Genomic DNA, 17598 nt, shown 5'->3' with positions numbered 1-17598 from the left:
GTGGAGCGAACCTTCGGTTGGCTTGGACGCTGCCGCCGCCTGGCCAAGGACTTCGAAGCCTCCATTGAAAGTGCGGTGGCTTGGGTCTTCATCGCTCATATCCGGATGCTGACAAGACGGCTCGCAAGACCCTGAAACACCACAAGTCTTTTTGAGTCAGCCTCTAAGAATTATGCATCCCTATGGCACAATCGGGCGGCTTCCCTGGCAGAATAGCAGGGATCCGAGCGTCGAGTTTGGTGGACGTAGGGAACTGCCGGCACCACTCGTAGAGATGTCGCGGCAAATCAAGACATTCACTGAGCAGCTTGGCAAAAACTCTCCACTGCCTGAGATACACGATGCCATAATGGAGGCAGATACGATCGTGTTCTTGGGGCTCGCATACCACCCACAAAACATGTTGCTGCTAAATCCTCCCAAACCATCCAAGGCGACCAGAGTTCTGGGAACAGCTTTCGCAGTTTCAGAACCGGATCAGAAAACCATAATCGAAGACATTGCAGCTCGCGGCTTCACTAAAACCGGGAACATTGAGCTATTCAATGGAGGTTGTGTTGGACTATTCGATCAATATTGGCGAACGCTTTCAAGTTAAGCCCCGGAAGGACGCCGGGTAGCCTCGCGGGCTGATCCCGGCCCCGTCATCATTTAGGTTGCCTGTTCATTACGAAGCATCTGTAGCTGAATCGGCCCTTATCAATAGTTGATACTTACCATTCCGCATGAGCACGCCAACGGGAGCAACTCCCGGGCGCAATGGCAGGTCACTCGAAACCACTTCCTCTGGAGCCCGTTCATTGAAGAGTTTGGAAAACTCTTCATCGCTGATTTCGTGATCCGAATAGCTTTCGCGATCAAAGAACAATATCCCAATTTCATGAAAGGCCACTGCATAGTACGGACCAACGAGCGGACATTGTGGGAGGTAAAAGGTCTTTATGAAGGGGTCGTCTTCATAAGCTTTAGAAACGAATTGAGCACCTATCGTTCCCGAAATTGCCCACTCATGCTCCACCTTGAAGAAGCCAAATTGGTGCTCAATAATTTTACTAACTAGCTTGATAGCTGAAAGGCTATCTTCTCTAACGGTTGAATACGTCTCGGGATGAAAGTGAATAGATTTATTTCGGATGGACTTAAGTCCGCGAAAGTTGGATGCGACCTGCTCATTTAGAACCCTCCAATCGGCCAACGCGTCGATGGCGATATCCCAGTTATCGAATGACGATTTCCGGTAGACCTTCCGATAGTGCGATGAGTCCTTGTAATGATCCCTCAAGCTCAAAACTAAATGGTTCAGCATCCGCTCACCTAGCGCACAGGCACTCGTCAGAGCTGGATAATACAGCCCTTGTATAAAAGCTGATCTCACCTGCCAGAAGAAGACATTATGATATGATACAATTGAAAAGGGAGAAGGCCCTAATTCCTTAAAGTTTACTGCCTTCATGTCGAAGTCTGCCGGTCCAAACTCCTGCTTGAGCGCCTCGATCAATCGAGCACGGTTTTGCCTATGTTGTTTCTTGATATGCTCTTCCCATGTTTCGCCCCCCCTCCTCGAGGAGCAGCGCTCGGGTATCGAAATCTAATGGGAATACAAGGTGGCGCTTCATAGAGTTGTTTGGCGGCAGAAGGGATCAGAACGCCTATTACCAAGGGCGTCTTGAGCAATGTCAATCCGCGCCGTATCCTTATATAGGATTGGCTTCCCTAGCCCCCTGCGGGTACTTCGGTCCCAAGCTCCTCAAGTTTGAGGATGCCCTTTGAGGTGCGTTGGTCCGGGTCGAAAGGGCAGAACCACCGACCGGCGCCGAGGCTTACGGTGAGACACGCGCAAGCCGAGCTCATTAAGGCGTGTTGCGGAACGCGCCATGCACCAAGGCGTAACCTCGGTGGGTCAGAGGTTTTCGGACACAGTTCGGGCTGGGTGAATGGGCGCCTGTCATACACATACAAAAATGGCCGCCGAGATGGCGGCCATTGTGTGTTGTCAGTGTCACGATATCTGAGTTAGTGCCACGATACGTGAAAACCTACACTGAGTCCGAGCTTTTGCCCGTTCCCGCCGAGGCTGTCTGCACAACACTGTTATGGGCGACGTTGCGCAGACAATTGGGTTAAACGACGGCTTTATGGGCGACACAGCAAATCTCGCTGCCCTTAGCTGCACCCCGTGGTCGATCCGCAGAAATAATAATAGGAGGGGCATATTCGTGTGTATATAGAATGGCTTAGTAGTTGGCATATAAGGTGAGGAGTATGCCGCTCCCAAAGGTGTGTATGTCCACCATAGTACGCCGTCGCGAACCCAGCGCCAGCGAGACAAGGTCAGACCTGCTTGGTGGATCTTGCCTTCAGGCTCCCTGCGGCGAATAATGGGGATATGGTGGTTCAGGATCGCGGAGGCGATCATGTCAACTTCAACCATCAAGACGACGCTGCCCACGTCGCAGGCTCATAAAGCAGCCCCGATGCGCTTCGTGGCGACGGGGTGGGCGCTGACCACGACCCTCGTTGGACTGTTCGTGATCTGTTACCTGCTGTCGTTCGTGTGGCCAACGTCGGGCCTCGCCCATGGATGGATCAGCCTCTTCGCAACGCATCCAGACAACCCGGGGCGGACCCTCGTGGAGGGGATCGTGGGCAACGCGGTGGCGGCCTGGATCCCGGCCGTCCTGTTCGTGTCGGTCTACAACCGGATAATCGGACGCGGACGGCCCGATCAGACGATGCCGGATAGACGCCCTGCGAGACCGACCGCGAGCAGGGCGAGGAGGCCCCAGCATGTCCAGTAGGCCGCCGGCTCCCACCAGACCTCCGGCGCGTCGGCCTGGCGCCCCAGACGGTGCTTGTCGAACATGCCCCAGGCGTGGACCGCCGCACCGACGAGCAGGAGCGGAAGACCAAGGGAGCCAATATGGTCGGCGGCCAGCACCCCAAGCCCTACACCAAGGACGACCGCGCCCACGCCCGACGTGAGTTCGGCCAACCGCAGGCGGTCTGGCCTGATGGCGGTCACTCGCGCCGTCCATGACGGTGGCCATGGCCAGCATGCATGAACAGGTGCATCAGCGGACAGGCCAGCAGCAGCAGGTAGGGCAAGGCGGCCAGGATGTGGCCCGTGTGCGTCGCGAACAGGTAGACCCCGAGCGCAGCCAACGCGAGCGTGACGACCCAGCCCAGGGGCGTGCCGACCAGAAGGGTCCGCGACGTCTTCGCGGCGGAAGAGGAAACAGTCGGTGTCGTGGTCATGACGCGGCCTCCGATTATGGGCTGTCGTCATTCTGGGGCCTTTCTGCCAAGCCCGCGTTGATCCCGGTCAACTTCCGGATGGCCCCTCAGCGACCCTCTCTCGCGGCGATGCGGCCGACGGCCGTCGCGAGCGCCACCAGGAACAACGCCACGATGGGCCACAGGAAATCCGACCGCAGCATCCAGTTGCTCAACAGGAACTGGCCGAAGGAGACGCTCAGGGCGAGGGCGACACCGTACCGGAGCCAGACAGGGCGTCCCGTTGCCAGAGAGACCCCGCATCCCGTGAGGGAGAACCCGAAGCCCACGACGAACGCACCCCAGGTCCGGAACACGATTGCCAGCCATCCGAGCAGGGCAGGCGGCGAGGCCAACGGGTCCAGCCCGGCAAACCGGACGTCCTCGGGAAGCAGCGGCGGGCGCAGGACCATGAGGTAGAGACCCGTTCCCACCGTCAGCAGCCCGACGGCGACCAGCAGGCGCGTGGCAGGGCGCGGGCTCATGAGCGCCCGCCTCGCCGGACGGTCACTCCGGCCCCGGCGTCAGAGCCGCACGGTCCGAAGCCGGATCGCATTGCCGATCACGCTGACCGACGACAGCGCCATGGCGGCGGCCGCGATGATCGGCGAGAGCAGGATGCCGAAGACCGGGTACAGCACGCCCGCCGCCACCGGTACACCAAGGGCATTGTAGACGAAGGCGAAGAACAGGTTCTGGCGGATGTTGCGCATGGTGGCCCGTGACAGCCGCCGCGCCCGAACGATCCCGGTGAGATCGCCCTTGAGCAGGGTGACGCCTGCGCTCTCCATCGCGACGTCGGTGCCGGTGCCCATGGCGATGCCGACGTCCGCCGCGGCCAGCGCAGGCGCATCGTTCACGCCGTCGCCCGCCATGGCGACCACGCGGCCCGCGCGCTTGAACTTGTCCACCACGGCGCTCTTCTGGTCCGGCAGGACCTCGGCCTCGACCTCGTCGATCCCGAGCCGGCGGGCCACGGCCTTCGCCGTCGTCCAGTTGTCGCCGGTCAGCATCACGACCCGCACGCCCTCCGCCTTGAGCCCGGCGAGGGCCTCCGGCGTCGAGGCCTTCACTGGGTCGGCGATGGCGATGGCACCCGCCACCCGTCCGTCGATGCCCGCGAAGATCGCCGTGGCGCCGTCCTCGCGCAGTCTGTCGGCCTGCTCGGCCAAGGGAGCGACATCGACGCCGTGCTCGGCCAGGAACGCCTTGTTGCCGAGCACGATGCGCCGGCCTTCCACAGTGCCCAGCGCGCCCTTGCCGGTGGGCGAGTCGAAGTCCGTCACCGGCGCGGTGGCAACGCCCTGCTTCTCGGCGGCGGCCACGATGGCGACCGCCAGCGGATGTTCGCTGGCCCGCTCGACGCTGGCCGACAGGCGCAGCACCTCGGCCTCCGTGAAACCGGACGCTGGCACGAGGGCGGTGACCGCCGGCTTGCCCTCGGTGAGCGTTCCCGTCTTGTCGACGACGAGCGTGTCGACCTTCTCCATGTGCTCCAAGGCCTCGGCGTTCTTGATCAGGACGCCGGCCCCGGCGCCGCGGCCGACGCCAACCATGATCGACATCGGCGTGGCGAGGCCGAGCGCGCAGGGGCAGGCGATGATCAGGACGGACACCGCCGCGACCAGTCCAAAGGCGAGCCGGGGCTCCGGTCCCCAGATCCCCCACGCCGCAAAGGCGAGGAGCGCCACGGCGATGACCGCAGGCACGAAGTAGCCGGAGACCTGGTCGGCCAGGCGCTGGATCGGGGCGCGGCTGCGTTGGGCCTCGGCCACGAGCTGGACGATCTGCGCCAGCATGGTGTCGCGCCCGACCTTCTCGGCCTCGATGACGAGGCCGCCGGACTGGTTCATGGTGCCGCCGATGGCCTTGGCGCCGACCTCCTTGGTCACGGGCATCGACTCGCCGGTGACCATCGACTCGTCCACCGCGCTGCGCCCCTCGATGACGATGCCGTCGACCGGGACCTTCTCGCCCGGACGGACCCGCAGGCGGTTGCCGACCTGCACGGTGTCGAGCTGGACCTCCTCCTCGGCGCCGTCGTCCCGGATGAGCCGTGCGGTCTTCGGCGCCAGGTCGAGCAGCGCCCGGATGGCGCCGCTGGTGCTCTCGCGGGCGCGCAGTTCCAGCACCTGTCCGAGAAGGACGAGGACCGTGATCACCGCCGCGGCCTCGAAGTACACCGCGACTGAGCCGTCGTGGCCGCGGAAGGCCGCCGGGAAGATGCCGGGGGTAAGCGTCGCGATCACGCTGTAGAGCCACGCGACGCCGGTGCCCATGGCGATCAGTGTGAACATGTTGAGGCTGCGGTTCCTGATCGAGGCCCAGCCGCGTTCGAAGAATGGCCACCCGGCCCACAGCACGACGGGTGTCGCGAGGGCGAGCTGGACCCAGTTCGAGGTCGCGCGCGGGATCAGGTGGTCGAGCCCGGTGAGGTGCCCGCCCATCTCCAGCGCGAACACGGGCAGGGTCAGGGCGAGGCCGATCCAGAACCGGCGCTTCATGTCGATGAGCTCGGCGTTCGGCGTCGCCTCGGCGCTCACGAGAACCGGCTCCAGGGCCATGCCGCAGATGGGGCACGAGCCCGGACCGACCTGGCGGATCTCGGGGTGCATCGGGCAGGTATAGATCGTGCCCTCTGGCACGGGCTCCGCCTTCCGGGTCGCCGTCGGCTCTGCGTACTTCGCAGGCTCGGCCGTGAACTTCGAGTGGCAGCCGGAGGAGCAGAAATAGTACGGCTTGCCCTGGTACTGGGCCCGATGGGTGGTGCTGTGCGGATCGACCATCATCCCGCAGACCGGATCCTTCACCTTCCCGGCATCGGCTGCGGGTTCATGATGGTGCCCATGGCCATGCCCGTGATGGGCATGATGATGCTCATGCCCCTCGTGGGCATGGCCTTCGACGGTGCGATCCTGGGTCATGGCTCACCTCACGTTCCTATGCAGGAATGGATGCTCGGCCTTCCCATGATGGCAAGGTCAAGCGTCCGGAACCATGGAGTATTGGCGGCCTCGCATGGTGACCTTGATCTGGGACAATGCCGCACCACAGCATCATCCCGCTCTGGATTTTGGAGGTTTCAAACTGCTAAGCCAGGACAGCCTATCACCTGGTGCTGGTGGTGCCGACATTCGCAATGGTCAGCCAGCCCCTCGATGATCCGGCACTGCCGGCCTAGCTCAGCCTTTTCGGGCGGTCACCCACAGCAGGCCCGTGAGGGCGAGGTTGAGGCAAGCCAGCCCGGCCAGGAAGCGGAGCGCCGCGTCCGCGCCATCCCACTCGATCAGGACCGCGCCGATGGATGGCGACAGCGCCTGTGCGAGAAGGCTCGGCATGGCCAGCCTGCCCATCAGCGAGGCGTACCCGAAGGGTCCGAACAACGCGAGCGGGAGAGTGCCCTTGGCGATGGAGCCGATCCCATTGCCGGCCCCATAGAGCGCCAGCGCCAGGGCCAGGATCGGGAAGCCGGCGGCAAGCAGGATCACCCCTGTCGCCACCAAGGCCACGGACGCCACCATGGTCCAGATCGGATGGTAGTGACGGCCGAACGCCATCTCCACGATCCTCGCCCCGACTTGGGACGGCCCGACCAGCGCCCCGAGGGCAACGGCCGCCGCGAGCTCCAGGCCATGGGCCTGCAGGAAGGTCAGCAGGTGCACCCCGATCATCGAGGCGGTCACGGACCCGAGTGTCAGGACGGCGGCGAGCAGCAGGAAGGCCCGCGTCCGCCGGGTCCCCGTCAGGAAGGCCGTGGACGCGGCTTCCGAGGCGCTCCCGGCCGGCTTGCCATCCGGCCTGGCGGCGGGGAGGCCGGGCAGGACGAAGGCTTGCAGCGGAAGCGAGATGAAGATCTGGATCGCGGCGTAGACCGTGCAGGCCCCGCGCCAGCCGAAGTGTTCCACGAGCCAGGCGCTTAGGGGCCAGCACACCGTGCTGGCGAATCCGCCCCACAGGGTCAGGGTGGTGATCGCGTGGCGCGCCTGCTTGCCATAGAGGCGGCCGAGCGTGGCGAAGGCGGCGTCGTAAAGCCCCGAACCCATGCCGACGCCTATCATAAGCCAGGCCATGAAGTACACGGGGAGGCTGTGCGCCAACGCCAGCAGCGCCAGCCCCGATCCCAGCAGGACCGAGCTGCCGATGAGAACCGGGCGGCCGCCCTTGGCGTCGATGGTGCGTCCGACCCACGGCGCGACTAGGCCCGCCGCGAGCAGGCCGGCCGACAGCCCACCCACAACCCACGCCAGCGACCAGCCGGTGTCGGCGACAATCGGCTTCGCGAGCACCGCGGGCAGGTAATAGGACGATCCCCAGGCGAGAATCTGCGTGACGCCCAGGGTGGAGATGACCACCCTCGGGCTTGGTTTCAGGGTGGAAGGATCCTCGACCACGGCCTCGGCTGCAGAGTTCGGCACAGGGTGATCTCAGCAGCAGCCAGCCGGTTCCGCAACCTTCTCCGGCGTCTTTGCCGGGCCGCATCCGCAACCGGACTTGCCCTCGGCCTTGGCCTCGACATCGGCAACGCAGCAGGCGTCGATCTGCGCGGGAGCAGGACCGCCGCAGCATCCCGAGAGTGCCGTTGCACCGTCAGCAGGGATGTTGGTCGAGCAGACGCCCGTCTCCGGCAGGACGAGGTGGATGTCGTCTGCCGCCGTGAGGTCGCCGGCGATGGCCGCCACCACCGAGCGGACCTGCTCGTAGCCGGTCAGCATCAGGAAGGTCGGCGCGCGCCCGTAGCTCTTGATCCCCACCGCGTAGAAGCCCGGCTCCGGATGGGCGAGCTCGCGATGGCCATGCGGAGGCACCGATCCGCACGAGTGCAGGTTCGGGTCGATCAGTGGCCCGAGGGCCTTCGAGCTCTCCAGCCATGGGTCGAGGTCAAGCCGGAGCTCGCGGGTCAGGTTCAGGTCCGGGCGCTGTCCCGTGGACACCACGATCCGGTCAACGGGGCCGAGCGCGCGGATGCCGCCCGCGGTCTCGCCTTCGACCACCACCTGGTCGCCGACCGCTTTCACGCGTGTGGCGGAGAAGCCGGCCACCAGGGTGACCTGCCCGCTGTCGACGAGCGTCTTCAGGCTGGACCCGAGTTCACCGCGGGCCGGCAGCTGGTCGGCACTCCCGCCGCCATAGACCCGCATCAGGTTCTCGCCGCGGGTCGCCCACACGATGGAGGCCTGCGGATCGCGTTCAGCCAGCCGAGCCAGATCGAGGAGCACGTTGGCGGCCGAATGTCCGGCGCCAACAACCAAGGTCGTCTTGCCCTCGTAGATGGCGCGGTCGCGCCCGAGCACGTCCGGGATGCCGTAGGCGATGCGGTTCGCATTCTCGGCCTCGCCCTCGGCAAGGATGCCGCCCGCACCGAGCGGGTTCGGGGCCGTCCACGTACCGGAGGCGTCGATCACCGCCCGCGCCAGGTCGCGCCGGGTCGCGCCGTTGCCGTTCGAGACGGCAAGCACGAAGGGCTTGGTCTCGCGGCCCTTGCTGAGCACCTTGTCGGCGCCCTGGCGCGTGATCGCCTTCACGGTGGCGCCGGTCTCAATCACCGCTGCCATCTCCGGCGTCTCGGCGAGCGGCTTGAGGTAGGCCTGATACAGGTCCAATCCCGTCGGCATCGCCTTGTTAGGCGGCTCCTGCCAACCATGGGATTGGAGTAGGGCGCGGGCCGCCGTGTCGGTGTTGTACTCCCAGGGCGAGAACAGGCGGACATGGCCCCAGTCGCGGACGTTGGCAGCGACGGTGGCGCCTGCCTCGTAGACCTTCACGGGCAGGCCACGCCGGATCAGGTGGGCGGCGGCGGCCAAGCCGACCGGGCCTGCGCCGATGACGGCAACGGGGAGGGTTTCGAGCGTGGTCATGGAAGACTCCGTGGCAGTCAGCAGCAGGAGGCGGCGCGGGGAGCGAAGCCGTCGCGCACGCGCTCGACGAAGACACGTCCGTGGCAGCAGAGGATCTTGAGCATCCGCGAGGGATCACGGTGACGGGGCTGGGCCAGGACAGCGATGACGTCCGCCCGCTGGAGGCCGATGTCGCGCATAAGATGGTCGTCCAGTTCGCTGAGGGCGACGACACGCTGGCGATTCCGGGCCGCGCGGGCGAGGTGGAGGAGGAAGGGAAGGAAGCCTGGCATCTGCGTCTCCTTTTATATTTCCGGCATCATGGAAATAGTGGGCAAATAAAAATCAGGCGGCATTCTCCGCCTGGGTCGCGCATCCGGCGTCGGCGCAGCACTCGTCGGCGAGGAAGCCGATCAGGCCGTTCATCGCCGGGTAGTTGGCCCGGCAGATCAGGGTCGTGGCCTGCCGCTCCTGTGTTACCAGTCCGGTCAGCAGCAGCCGCTGGAGGTGGTGCGACAGCGTCGACGGCGGGATGCCGAGGCGCTCCTGGATCTGCCCGACCGGCAAACCGGCCTCGCCGGCGCGGACGAGGGTACGGTAGACCTGGAGCCGGGTGGTGTTCCCGAGAGCTTCGAGTTGCTTGGCTGCTTGTTCGACATTCATGGAAATAACAATGAACCTACTCGGGTCAGCCGTCAAGCGATATTTCTAGAATTGCCGAAATATGGTGCCAGCCTGATGTGGATGAGAGAACTTCGTCCGTGGCACCGCCAACAGCGGACCGTCACATGGTCATGCCCAGCGGCTCAGTTTGACCCCGAGCCGACATTCCTCAAATTTGCTGCGCCGGAACATTCGCGCATCGATGTTGCAGTTGTAGAGACATCAGCACAAGCCCTCCTGGCTTGGTTGCTACTGACGTTCGGCCGTACACCGTCTTCACTGATGCAGGTGGTACAGGAGCCATGGAAAGCTTGCTACACCTTGGTTTAGTTCTAATGTGAACCAAACCATGACACTGGCTCCTTTGGCAGTGCCTCGCCTCGCCTGGCATCTTCCTCCGCACTCCCATGGGAAGCTTTCGTATTCATGTCCTCGGTCCGTCTGCACCGTCTGCTCATCGTGGCCTCGCTGCTCGTCCCGGCTGTCGTGTTCGCCGCAGCAGCAGCCTGGAACCGCACAGAGGTTCTGAACGACAGCGAGAGGACAATCGTCCGCACGACAGCCATCCTGCACGAGCATGCCAGTAAGGTCTTTGATACGGTGGAACTCGTAATCGGGCGGGTCGAGGATCGCACCCACGCGCTGTCATGGGAGGAGATCTCTGCGCCGGAAACCAGTGCTTTCCTCCAGCGGCTCAAGGCTCCCCTGGAGCAGGCCGTGTCGATCTGGATCACGGATGCGACCGGGCGTGTCCGAGCCGGCAGCCAGGCTTGGGATCCTGCCGCTAATATTCATGAGCGCGAGTTTTTCCAGGCCCAGCGCGGACGTGACGCCGGCACATACATCAGTGCGGCTTTCGAGGGCAAGGCAACCCGCAAGCCGTCCTTCGCCGTCAGCCGTCGCCGCTCGACACCCGAAGGCCACTTCGATGGTATCATCCACGTCGCGCTCAGTCCCGAGTACTTCAGCCGCTTCTTCCAGGAGGCCGCCCCACCGGGACCGCATGCGGCCACCCTGATCCGCGAGGATGGCTCGGTCCTGGCTCGATCTCCTGTGCACGTGACCTATAGCCGGCTGGGACCAGACAACATCCTCATGCGGAGCATCGCAGCGCAACCCTATGGAGGAGCCGCGTCGGGCATCTCCTCAACCAATCAGCGCGAGCGCTACTTCGCCTACCGCCGTGTGGGCGACTACCCGGTCTATGTTGCTTTCAGCATAGACTCCGACGTCGTACTGGGACGCTGGTATCGCAACCTGGCGCTATACGGCATGGTGGCGGCCCTATCGGCTTTGACGCTGTTCCTCGTCTCGTGGTTGGCCCTGCGGCGGGCGCAGGCCGAGCAGGTCGCGCTCGTCCGGTTGCGGCATGAGAGCGGCCAGCGCCTTGCCGCGGAACAGCGGCTGTTGCAGGCGCAAAAGATGGAGAGCATCGGCCAACTCACCGGCGGCATTGCCCATGATTTCAACAACCTGCTGGCGGTGATCCTCGGCAACCTCGACCTCCTGCGCAAGCGCGTCAAGGATGACGAACGAGGTAAGCGGCTGTTGGAAGGAGCCATTCAGGGCGCCCAACGCGGTGCTGCCCTGACGCAGCGGCTGCTCGCCTTCTCCCGTCGTCAGGATCTCACGCCGCAAGCTGTCGACGTGCCACAACTCGTGTCGAGCATGATGGACCTGCTGACCCGCTCCCTCGGGCCAAGCATTGAGATCGTGACGCGCTTTCCTCCAGGCCTGCCACCGGTCAAGGTCGATCCGAACCAGCTTGAGATGGCGTTGCTGAACCTGGCAGTGAACGCTCGTGATGCCATGCCGATCAGCGGGACGATCACCATCGCGGCACACGCGCAAGAACTCGCCGAGGGCAACACGCACGGCCTGAGCCCTGGAGCCTATGTGTGTGTGTCGTTGATCGACACCGGAATGGGCATGGACGCGGCCACGCTCGCCCGCGCGGTCGAGCCGTTCTTCACAACCAAAGGGGTTGGGAAGGGCACGGGCCTGGGTCTCTCGATGATCCATGGTCTGGCCGTTCAGTCCGGCGGTACCCTGAAGTTGAGGAGCGAGCTCGGGAAGGGTACGGCCGCCGAGATCTGGTTGCCCCAGGGCGAAGTGGTGGCCGCGGCACCTGCACCTGACGAAACTTCCAGCCCGGCCCATCGTACCTGCACGGTGCTTCTGGTCGAGGACGATCCCCTGGTAATGAGTGCGACCGCTGCGATGCTGGAGGATCTCGGTCACACGGTGGTGGAGGCCTCGTCTGGAAAGATGGCTCTGCAGGTCTTGCGGGAGAATACGTCTGTTGATCTGGTGGTGACCGACCACGCCATGCCAGGCATGACCGGTCTGGAACTAGCGGAGCGGATCCGGGTGGAGTGGCCAGCCCTGCCGATCCTTCTGGCCAGCGGTCATGCGGAGCTGCCGGAACGAGCCGGACTTGCCCTTCCGCGGCTGACGAAGCCGTTTCGGCGCGATGAACTGGAGAACGCAATAGCGTCAGTCGTCACCTCAACCTGCGGGCCAGCGAACGTGGTACCATTCCGCAGGTTGGATTGATTGCCAACCGACCAGCGCAACATGCTGCGCCAGCTATGACCGCTTGCTGTTGCCTCAGGCCAGCGACCGCTCCGGCACTAACCCATAATCGAAATGTCAGGAGCTGGGCACGAGGCGGACATTCGCTGAACTTCTGATGTGGAGCTGCAAGCTGACATTCGCCAGATGGACGCACCGAGGCTGCTCATCTATGGAGGTGATAGCCCTTGGGTTCGGTCAGCCAGTTATCGGCAGTGCAGACAACCGAAGCTCATTCCCCGGCCGTCACCCTCCGTCCAGATGACACCGCACGCCCGGCCCCGCGCTCGTACCAACCTTGGCTGCGGTTCACGATCCAGACGACCGACAGCATCACCGGCACCTCGATCAGCACGCCGACCACGGTCGCCAGCGCCGCGCCGGAGTTGAACCCGAACAGGCTGATCGCGGCTGCCACCGCCAGCTCGAAGAAGTTGCTTGCGCCGATCAGGGCGGATGGGCCGGCGACGCAGTGTTGCTCGCCTGCGATCCGGTTGAGCAGGTAGGCCAGGCCGGAATTGAAGTAGACCTGGATCAGGATTGGCACCGCCAGCATGGCGATGACCAAGGGCTGCGCCAGGATCTGCTCACCCTGGAAGCCGAACAGCAGCACCAGCGTGGCGAGGAGCGACACCAGCGAGAGCGGCTGCAAAACACGTAGCAGTCTGGTCAGGGACGCCTCGCCACCATTCGCCAGGAGGCGCGAGCGCAGGAACTGGGCCAGGATCACCGGGATGACGATGTAAAGCACGACCGAGAGCAGGAGCGTGTCCCACGGCACCGTAATCGCCGAGAGCCCGAGCAGGAGACCGACGATGGGTGCGAAGGCCACCACCATGATCACGTCGTTGAGGGCCACCTGCGACAGGGTAAAGTGGGGCTCGCCCTTGGTCAGATGACTCCAAACAAATACCATCGCCGTGCAGGGCGCGGCCGCCAGGATGATCAGGCCTGCGACATAGGAGTTGATCTGGTCGACGGGCAGATAGGGCCTGAAGACATAGCCGATGAACAGCCAGCCGAGCGCCGCCATCGAGAACGGCTTCACGGCCCAGTTGATAAACAGGGTCACGCCGATCCCGCGCCAATGCTCGCGCACCCGCCCGAGCGAGGCGAAGTCGATCTTGATCAGCATCGGGATGACCATCAGCCAGATCAGGGCTGCCACAGGCAGGTTGACCTTGGCGATCTCAAAGGCACCGATGGCATGGAAGAACTCTGGGAAGACATGGCCGAGGGCAATGCCGGCGACGATGCACAAGGCGACCCAGAGGGTCAGGTAGCGTTCGAACACGGACATGGGGAAATCCTTCAGGCGGTGGCCACGCGGCGTCCGTGCTCGTCGACCACGCGCTCACCGTCTTCCTTGATGAAGTCGCCCTGCTGCGGCGGCAGGAGATCGAGAACCGCCTCGGATGGGCGGCACAGGCGCACGCCCCTGGAGGTCACGACGATGGGTCGGTTGATCAGGATCGGGTGCGCCATCATGGCATCAAGCAACTGATTATCGGTCAGGGACGGATCGTCGAGACCGAGTTCCCTATACGGCGTGCCCTTATCACGAATGACATCGCGGACCGGGACACCCATGCGCTCGATCAGTTGCCTCAGCAGGTGCCGGGCCGGCGGGGTCTTCAAATACTCGACGACGTGCGGCTCGATCCCGGCGTTGCGGATCATGGCCAGCGTGTTGCGGGACGTGCCGCAATCCGGGTTGTGGTAGATGATGACGTCCATAGGGAATGTCCTCGTTTCAGGCGGGCGGCTTCGGGAGCGGGATGCGGCGGCGCTGGTCAGCCCTCGGCGGCTTCCTTGGCGAGGCAGCAGGGCGCTAGGGTGTCGAGGAGAGGGGCGCACACGTCCAGGTGCCCACCGCAGCAATCCTGGAGCAGGAAGGTCACCACTTCGCGGAGCCGGGCGAGGTCGGCGCGGTAGATGATCGAGCGGCTGCGGCGCTCGGACCGGACCAGGCCAGCCCGCGACAGGATGCCGAGATGGCTCGACATGGTGTTGTGGGGCACCGCCAGCTCGCGGGCGATGTCGCCGGCGGGCAGCCCGTGCGGCTCGCGCGTCACCAGCAGGCGGAACACGTCGAGGCGGGTCGACTGAGCAATAGCCGCAAGGGCAAGGATCACGTTTTCTGATTCCATATGTCGAGACTTATGGAAATATCAGTGCTCGGTCAAGTGCGCGCCTAGTGGCACGTGCGGTCATGCCGTCACCGTCGGAGGGCGGCCGTGAAGGTTAGCTCTCAGAATGTTGGCACTCCGCGAGTCTGGCTGGGCGCGTCGACGCTGCGAGCGGTCAGTTCGGCTTGGGCGTTTCCGGAGCCGGGGACGGTGCCGGAGGACTCGCGGGCGCGTCCTGCTGCATGCCGGGCATGTTCCGCATCCCCGGCATACCCTGCATGCCGCCCGGCTGCTGCGGCTGAGGCTGCATCATGGCCATGTTCCGGCAGCAGGGGCACATGCCCCCCGCGTTCTGGCCCGGCTGTGCAGGCTGGGTCATCTGGCCCGGTTGCTGGGCCTGGGCCGTGGTCGTCGGCATGCCGCACATCATGGGGCCGGCCGTTGCGGTCGAACCCGTGGTCTGGGCCGCAGCCTGGTGCATCGGGCAGGCGAGGACGGGGGTGGCGGCGAACCCTGCCGCGACGGTGATGGCCAAGGTGAGCTTTCTCATGGCGTGTTCCTCTGGAACTGACCAGGGGAGGTTCGCGCCGTTCGCGGGTCTCGGCAACTCGCAATGTGGTGAGCGATCACGCCTTGGGGTGGTGCGGCGCCGGTCAGAGGGGGCGCACACCTTCGTAGCGCGCGAAGGTCGTCTGGCCCGACGGCCCGAACAGGACGACCTCGTAGGTCTCCGGCGCCATGCCCTCCATCTCCATGCCGGGCGAACCCATCGGCATGCCGGCGACGGCGAGGCCCTTGCCAGTCGGCTTCTCGGCGAGGAGGCGCCTGATCGCGTCGGCCGGCACGTGTCCCTCGATCACATAGCCGCCGATCTCGGCGGTGTGGCAGGAGGCCAGGTCCTGGGGCACACCCAGGCGCACCTTCACCCGATTGATTTCCGGTGTCTCAATCACCTCGGCCGAGAAGCCCGCCTGGCGCAGGTGCTCGACCCAGCCTGTGCAGCAGCCGCAGGTCGGGTCCTTGCTGACGACGATCTTGGGAAGAGCCTGCGCTCGCACGGGATGGGAGTATACCAGCAGGGCGCCGGCCGCCAGGCCGGTGACGAGACTGCGCCGGGTCATGTTCATGGTGTTCATCGGATCGCCTTTTCGGCAGCCAATCAGGCCGCCTTGCGCTGCGGGTGATTGGGACAAGCATGCACCTCGACGGTGACATGGGACAGGCCTTCGATGCCGGAGAGCCGCTGCTTGTAGACGTCGGGTGGCTGAGGGGCGTCCGACACGACCGAGACGATCAGGCCGGCATGGCCGGGACCCAGGCGCCAGAGATGGAGGTCCGTCACGCGGTCTTCCCCGACCTCGATGCGCTTGCGCACCGACCGGGCAAGCGTCTGGTCGGGAACCGCATCGAGGAGGGTGGCCCCAGCCGTCCGGATCAATCCCCATGACCACTGCGCGATGACGAGGGCTCCCACCACGCCCATCACGGGATCGAGCCAGCTCCAGCCGTAGAAGCGGCCGGCGAGCAGCGCCACGATGGCGAGGACCGAGGTCAGGGCGTCGGCTAGGACGTGCAGGTAGGCGGCGCGGATGTTCGTGTCGGCGCCATGATGGTGATCCCCATGCGCATGACCATGATGATGGTGGTCCTCATGGGCATGATGATGTCCGTGATCATGGTGATGATGCCCATGATGGTGATGGTCTCCGGCCAGCAGCCAGGCACTGGCGAGGTTCACGGCAAGCCCGATCACCGCCACCACCGTCGCTTCGCCGAACTGGATCGGCACCGGCGCCATCAGGCGCACGAGGCTCTCGTAGCCGATCAGCAGGGCAATCAGGGCCAGAATGATTGCGCTGGAGAACGCTGCGAGTTCGCCGACCTTGCCCGTCCCGAATGAGAAGCGGGGATCATGGGCGTGCCTGCGGGCGAAGCGGTACGCCAGCGCCGCAATGGCGAGCGCTGCGGCATGGGTCGACATGTGCCAGCCGTCGGCGACGAGCGCCATGGACCCGAAGATCGTCCCGGCGATGATCTCGGCCACCATCATGGCCGCCGTCAGCCCGACCACCAGCCAGGTGCGCCGCTCGTGACGGTCGTGATCCTCCCCAAGGAAGACGTGCTCGTGCTGCCAGTGGTGCAGGGTATGAAGGTGCATCGGATTGCTTTCGCTTGTCCTGATCTACATGGGCCATACGGGTCATGCCCGGAAGCGGCCGATGGCCGCTCCAGGCACGAAGAAGGGCAACCACTCGCTGCCGGCCGGCGCGACCGCTACTTTCCGTTCTTCTTGAGCCAATCCTGCATCTCGGCGATCTCCTTCTCCTGATCGTCGATGATCTTCTGGGCCATCCGCTTCGTCTCGGGATCCTTGGCGTGCTTGAGAGCGACCTTCGCCATCTCGACGGCGCCCTGGTGATGCGGGATCATGTGGGTGCGGAAGTCCACGTCCGGGTTGCCGGTGTAGGGCACGTGCATGTTGTGCATCATCTTCATGTCCGCCGCCTTGAAGTCCTTGGTCGAGGCCGGGTCGTTCGGCGACGGCATCATGTCCTGCATCATCTTCTGCATCGCTGCCGGGTCCATGTTCCCCATGGGCATGGCGCCGGACATCGGCATGCTGCCATGGCCCTGGTGCGAGGTCTGAGCGTACGCCACGCCGGCAACGGCGGTGATCGCGAGAGCGGCGATGGTCTTCGTGATGGTCTTCATCGTTTTTCTCCTTGGCGTGAGGGGGATCAGTTGTTGACGAAGCGGGCCTGGACGGCATGACCGTCGGCCATGGTGGCCGAGACGACCACGCGGGCTCCCGATCCGAGCGGCTGCGCCAGGGCGCCCACGAGCTTGTTAGGCTCGGCCGGCTGGAGCTGGACGGTCGCTGTCTTGCCGCCGTCCTGCACGATGGCGCGGGCGTTCTTCGTGCCCGCGGACGCCAGCGGCTTGTCGTCGGCCTCGGTGAGGAACAGGACGAGCTCGGAACCCTTGGCGACCATCTCGACGTGGTGGCCGGCGCTGTCGACGACGGGGCCGCCGTTCGGGCCCTTGGCCATCTCGTGGGCGGTGGCCCCAAAGGGAGCTGCTGCGATGACGAGGGCGAGGATGAGATGCTTCATGGTGGTTCTCCT

18 protein-coding genes and 1 pseudogene are annotated in these 17598 nt (G+C 64.5%); 2 read left to right on the top strand and 17 right to left on the bottom strand.

Annotated features, from left to right (window positions below; all coding sequences use genetic code 11):
* Positions 1–135: pseudogene (locus KHP60_RS09865) on the top strand (IS5/IS1182 family transposase); the annotation flags it as partial.
* A gap of 532 nt (positions 136–667) precedes the next feature.
* Here KHP60_RS09865 and KHP60_RS09860 read toward each other — a convergent pair.
* The 9 genes from KHP60_RS09860 to KHP60_RS09820 all read right to left on the bottom strand — a co-directional run bounded on the left by KHP60_RS09860 (position 668) and on the right by KHP60_RS09820 (position 9770).
* Entirely contained in the window at positions 668–1498 is an 831-nt protein-coding gene (locus tag KHP60_RS09860; RefSeq protein ID WP_213563722.1) for a hypothetical protein, read from the bottom strand.
* A 1227-nt stretch (positions 1499–2725) separates the two neighbouring features.
* On the bottom strand, positions 2726–3022 hold the full coding sequence (locus KHP60_RS09855; protein WP_213563721.1) for a hypothetical protein: 297 nt from the start codon (positions 3020–3022) through the stop codon (positions 2726–2728).
* Positions 3019–3255, bottom strand: a complete 237-nt coding sequence (locus KHP60_RS09850) for a DUF2933 domain-containing protein (protein ID WP_213563720.1) — start codon at positions 3253–3255, stop codon at positions 3019–3021. The genes KHP60_RS09855 and KHP60_RS09850 overlap by 4 nt, the downstream gene beginning before the upstream one ends.
* Positions 3256–3341: 86 nt before the next feature.
* A complete protein-coding gene (locus tag KHP60_RS09845) occupies positions 3342–3758 on the bottom strand; it encodes a hypothetical protein (protein ID WP_213563719.1) in 417 nt (138 codons plus the stop codon).
* A gap of 39 nt (positions 3759–3797) precedes the next feature.
* Positions 3798–6197 (bottom strand): heavy metal translocating P-type ATPase, encoded by a 2400-nt coding sequence (locus tag KHP60_RS09840; protein ID WP_213563718.1) that lies wholly within the window; start codon positions 6195–6197, stop codon positions 3798–3800.
* 258 nt (positions 6198–6455) lie between these two features.
* Positions 6456–7643, bottom strand: a complete 1188-nt coding sequence (locus tag KHP60_RS09835) for an MFS transporter (RefSeq protein WP_213563731.1) — start codon at positions 7641–7643, stop codon at positions 6456–6458.
* Between the two features lie 54 nt (positions 7644–7697).
* Complete coding sequence (locus KHP60_RS09830) at positions 7698–9128, bottom strand: NAD(P)-binding protein (RefSeq protein ID WP_213563717.1); 1431 nt, start codon at positions 9126–9128, stop codon at positions 7698–7700.
* A gap of 17 nt (positions 9129–9145) precedes the next feature.
* Positions 9146–9400 carry a DUF1127 domain-containing protein gene (locus tag KHP60_RS09825; RefSeq protein ID WP_213563716.1) on the bottom strand — a complete coding sequence of 85 codons (255 nt, stop codon included), beginning with the start codon at positions 9398–9400 and terminating at the stop codon, positions 9146–9148.
* Between the two features lie 52 nt (positions 9401–9452).
* A complete protein-coding gene (locus KHP60_RS09820; protein ID WP_213563715.1) occupies positions 9453–9770 on the bottom strand; it encodes a helix-turn-helix transcriptional regulator in 318 nt (105 codons plus the stop codon).
* Between the two features lie 426 nt (positions 9771–10196).
* On the opposite strand from KHP60_RS09820, the gene KHP60_RS09815 reads away from it, so the two are divergent.
* Positions 10197–12326 carry a response regulator gene (locus KHP60_RS09815; RefSeq protein WP_213563714.1) on the top strand — a complete coding sequence of 710 codons (2130 nt, stop codon included), beginning with the start codon at positions 10197–10199 and terminating at the stop codon, positions 12324–12326.
* 250 nt (positions 12327–12576) lie between these two features.
* Here KHP60_RS09815 and arsB read toward each other — a convergent pair whose 3' ends face one another.
* The 8 genes from arsB to KHP60_RS09775 form a co-directional block, all read right to left on the bottom strand.
* Positions 12577–13644 (bottom strand): ACR3 family arsenite efflux transporter, encoded by a 1068-nt coding sequence (gene arsB / locus KHP60_RS09810; RefSeq protein WP_213563713.1) that lies wholly within the window; start codon positions 13642–13644, stop codon positions 12577–12579.
* Between the two features lie 11 nt (positions 13645–13655).
* Entirely contained in the window at positions 13656–14081 is a 426-nt protein-coding gene (gene arsC, locus KHP60_RS09805) for an arsenate reductase (glutaredoxin) (protein WP_213563712.1), read from the bottom strand.
* 56 nt (positions 14082–14137) lie between these two features.
* Entirely contained in the window at positions 14138–14494 is a 357-nt protein-coding gene (locus tag KHP60_RS09800) for a helix-turn-helix transcriptional regulator (protein ID WP_213563711.1), read from the bottom strand.
* A 154-nt stretch (positions 14495–14648) separates the two neighbouring features.
* Positions 14649–15023, bottom strand: a complete 375-nt coding sequence (locus KHP60_RS09795) for a hypothetical protein (RefSeq protein ID WP_213563710.1) — start codon at positions 15021–15023, stop codon at positions 14649–14651.
* A gap of 103 nt (positions 15024–15126) precedes the next feature.
* Positions 15127–15609: a DUF411 domain-containing protein gene (locus tag KHP60_RS09790; RefSeq protein ID WP_213563709.1), complete on the bottom strand. Its 483-nt coding sequence runs from the start codon at positions 15607–15609 to the stop codon at positions 15127–15129.
* 23 nt (positions 15610–15632) lie between these two features.
* Positions 15633–16631: a CDF family Co(II)/Ni(II) efflux transporter DmeF gene (gene dmeF, locus KHP60_RS09785; RefSeq protein ID WP_213563708.1), complete on the bottom strand. Its 999-nt coding sequence runs from the start codon at positions 16629–16631 to the stop codon at positions 15633–15635.
* A 116-nt stretch (positions 16632–16747) separates the two neighbouring features.
* Positions 16748–17185: a DUF305 domain-containing protein gene (locus KHP60_RS09780; protein ID WP_213563707.1), complete on the bottom strand. Its 438-nt coding sequence runs from the start codon at positions 17183–17185 to the stop codon at positions 16748–16750.
* Between the two features lie 26 nt (positions 17186–17211).
* On the bottom strand, positions 17212–17586 hold the full coding sequence (locus KHP60_RS09775; RefSeq protein WP_249688663.1) for a hypothetical protein: 375 nt from the start codon (positions 17584–17586) through the stop codon (positions 17212–17214).
* Positions 17587–17598 lie beyond the last annotated feature (12 nt).

Origin of the sequence: Microvirga sp. 3-52 (assembly GCF_018383585.1) — a bacterium.
GTDB lineage: Bacteria > Pseudomonadota > Alphaproteobacteria > Rhizobiales > Beijerinckiaceae > Microvirga.
This window is presented reverse-complemented; position numbering and strand designations above follow the sequence as displayed.

Bases quoted from the DNA above. Each gene is read 5' to 3' on its own strand.
- KHP60_RS09850 (WP_213563720.1), bottom strand. From the start codon at position 3,255: ATGACCACGACACCGACTGTTTCCTCTTCCGCCGCGAAGACGTCGCGG.
- KHP60_RS09845 (WP_213563719.1), bottom strand. From the start codon at position 3,758: ATGAGCCCGCGCCCTGCCACGCGCCTGCTGGTCGCCGTCGGGCTGCTG.
- KHP60_RS09840 (WP_213563718.1), bottom strand. From the start codon at position 6,197: ATGACCCAGGATCGCACCGTCGAAGGCCATGCCCACGAGGGGCATGAG.
- KHP60_RS09830 (WP_213563717.1), bottom strand. From the start codon at position 9,128: ATGACCACGCTCGAAACCCTCCCCGTTGCCGTCATCGGCGCAGGCCCG.
- KHP60_RS09825 (WP_213563716.1), bottom strand. From the start codon at position 9,400: ATGCCAGGCTTCCTTCCCTTCCTCCTCCACCTCGCCCGCGCGGCCCGG.
- KHP60_RS09820 (WP_213563715.1), bottom strand. From the start codon at position 9,770: ATGAATGTCGAACAAGCAGCCAAGCAACTCGAAGCTCTCGGGAACACC.
- KHP60_RS09815 (WP_213563714.1), top strand. From the start codon at position 10,197: ATGTCCTCGGTCCGTCTGCACCGTCTGCTCATCGTGGCCTCGCTGCTC.
- arsB (WP_213563713.1), bottom strand. From the start codon at position 13,644: ATGTCCGTGTTCGAACGCTACCTGACCCTCTGGGTCGCCTTGTGCATC.
- arsC (WP_213563712.1), bottom strand. From the start codon at position 14,081: ATGGACGTCATCATCTACCACAACCCGGATTGCGGCACGTCCCGCAAC.
- KHP60_RS09800 (WP_213563711.1), bottom strand. From the start codon at position 14,494: ATGGAATCAGAAAACGTGATCCTTGCCCTTGCGGCTATTGCTCAGTCG.
- KHP60_RS09795 (WP_213563710.1), bottom strand. From the start codon at position 15,023: ATGAGAAAGCTCACCTTGGCCATCACCGTCGCGGCAGGGTTCGCCGCC.
- KHP60_RS09790 (WP_213563709.1), bottom strand. From the start codon at position 15,609: ATGAACACCATGAACATGACCCGGCGCAGTCTCGTCACCGGCCTGGCG.
- dmeF (WP_213563708.1), bottom strand. From the start codon at position 16,631: ATGCACCTTCATACCCTGCACCACTGGCAGCACGAGCACGTCTTCCTT.
- KHP60_RS09780 (WP_213563707.1), bottom strand. From the start codon at position 17,185: ATGAAGACCATCACGAAGACCATCGCCGCTCTCGCGATCACCGCCGTT.
- KHP60_RS09775 (WP_249688663.1), bottom strand. From the start codon at position 17,586: ATGAAGCATCTCATCCTCGCCCTCGTCATCGCAGCAGCTCCCTTTGGG.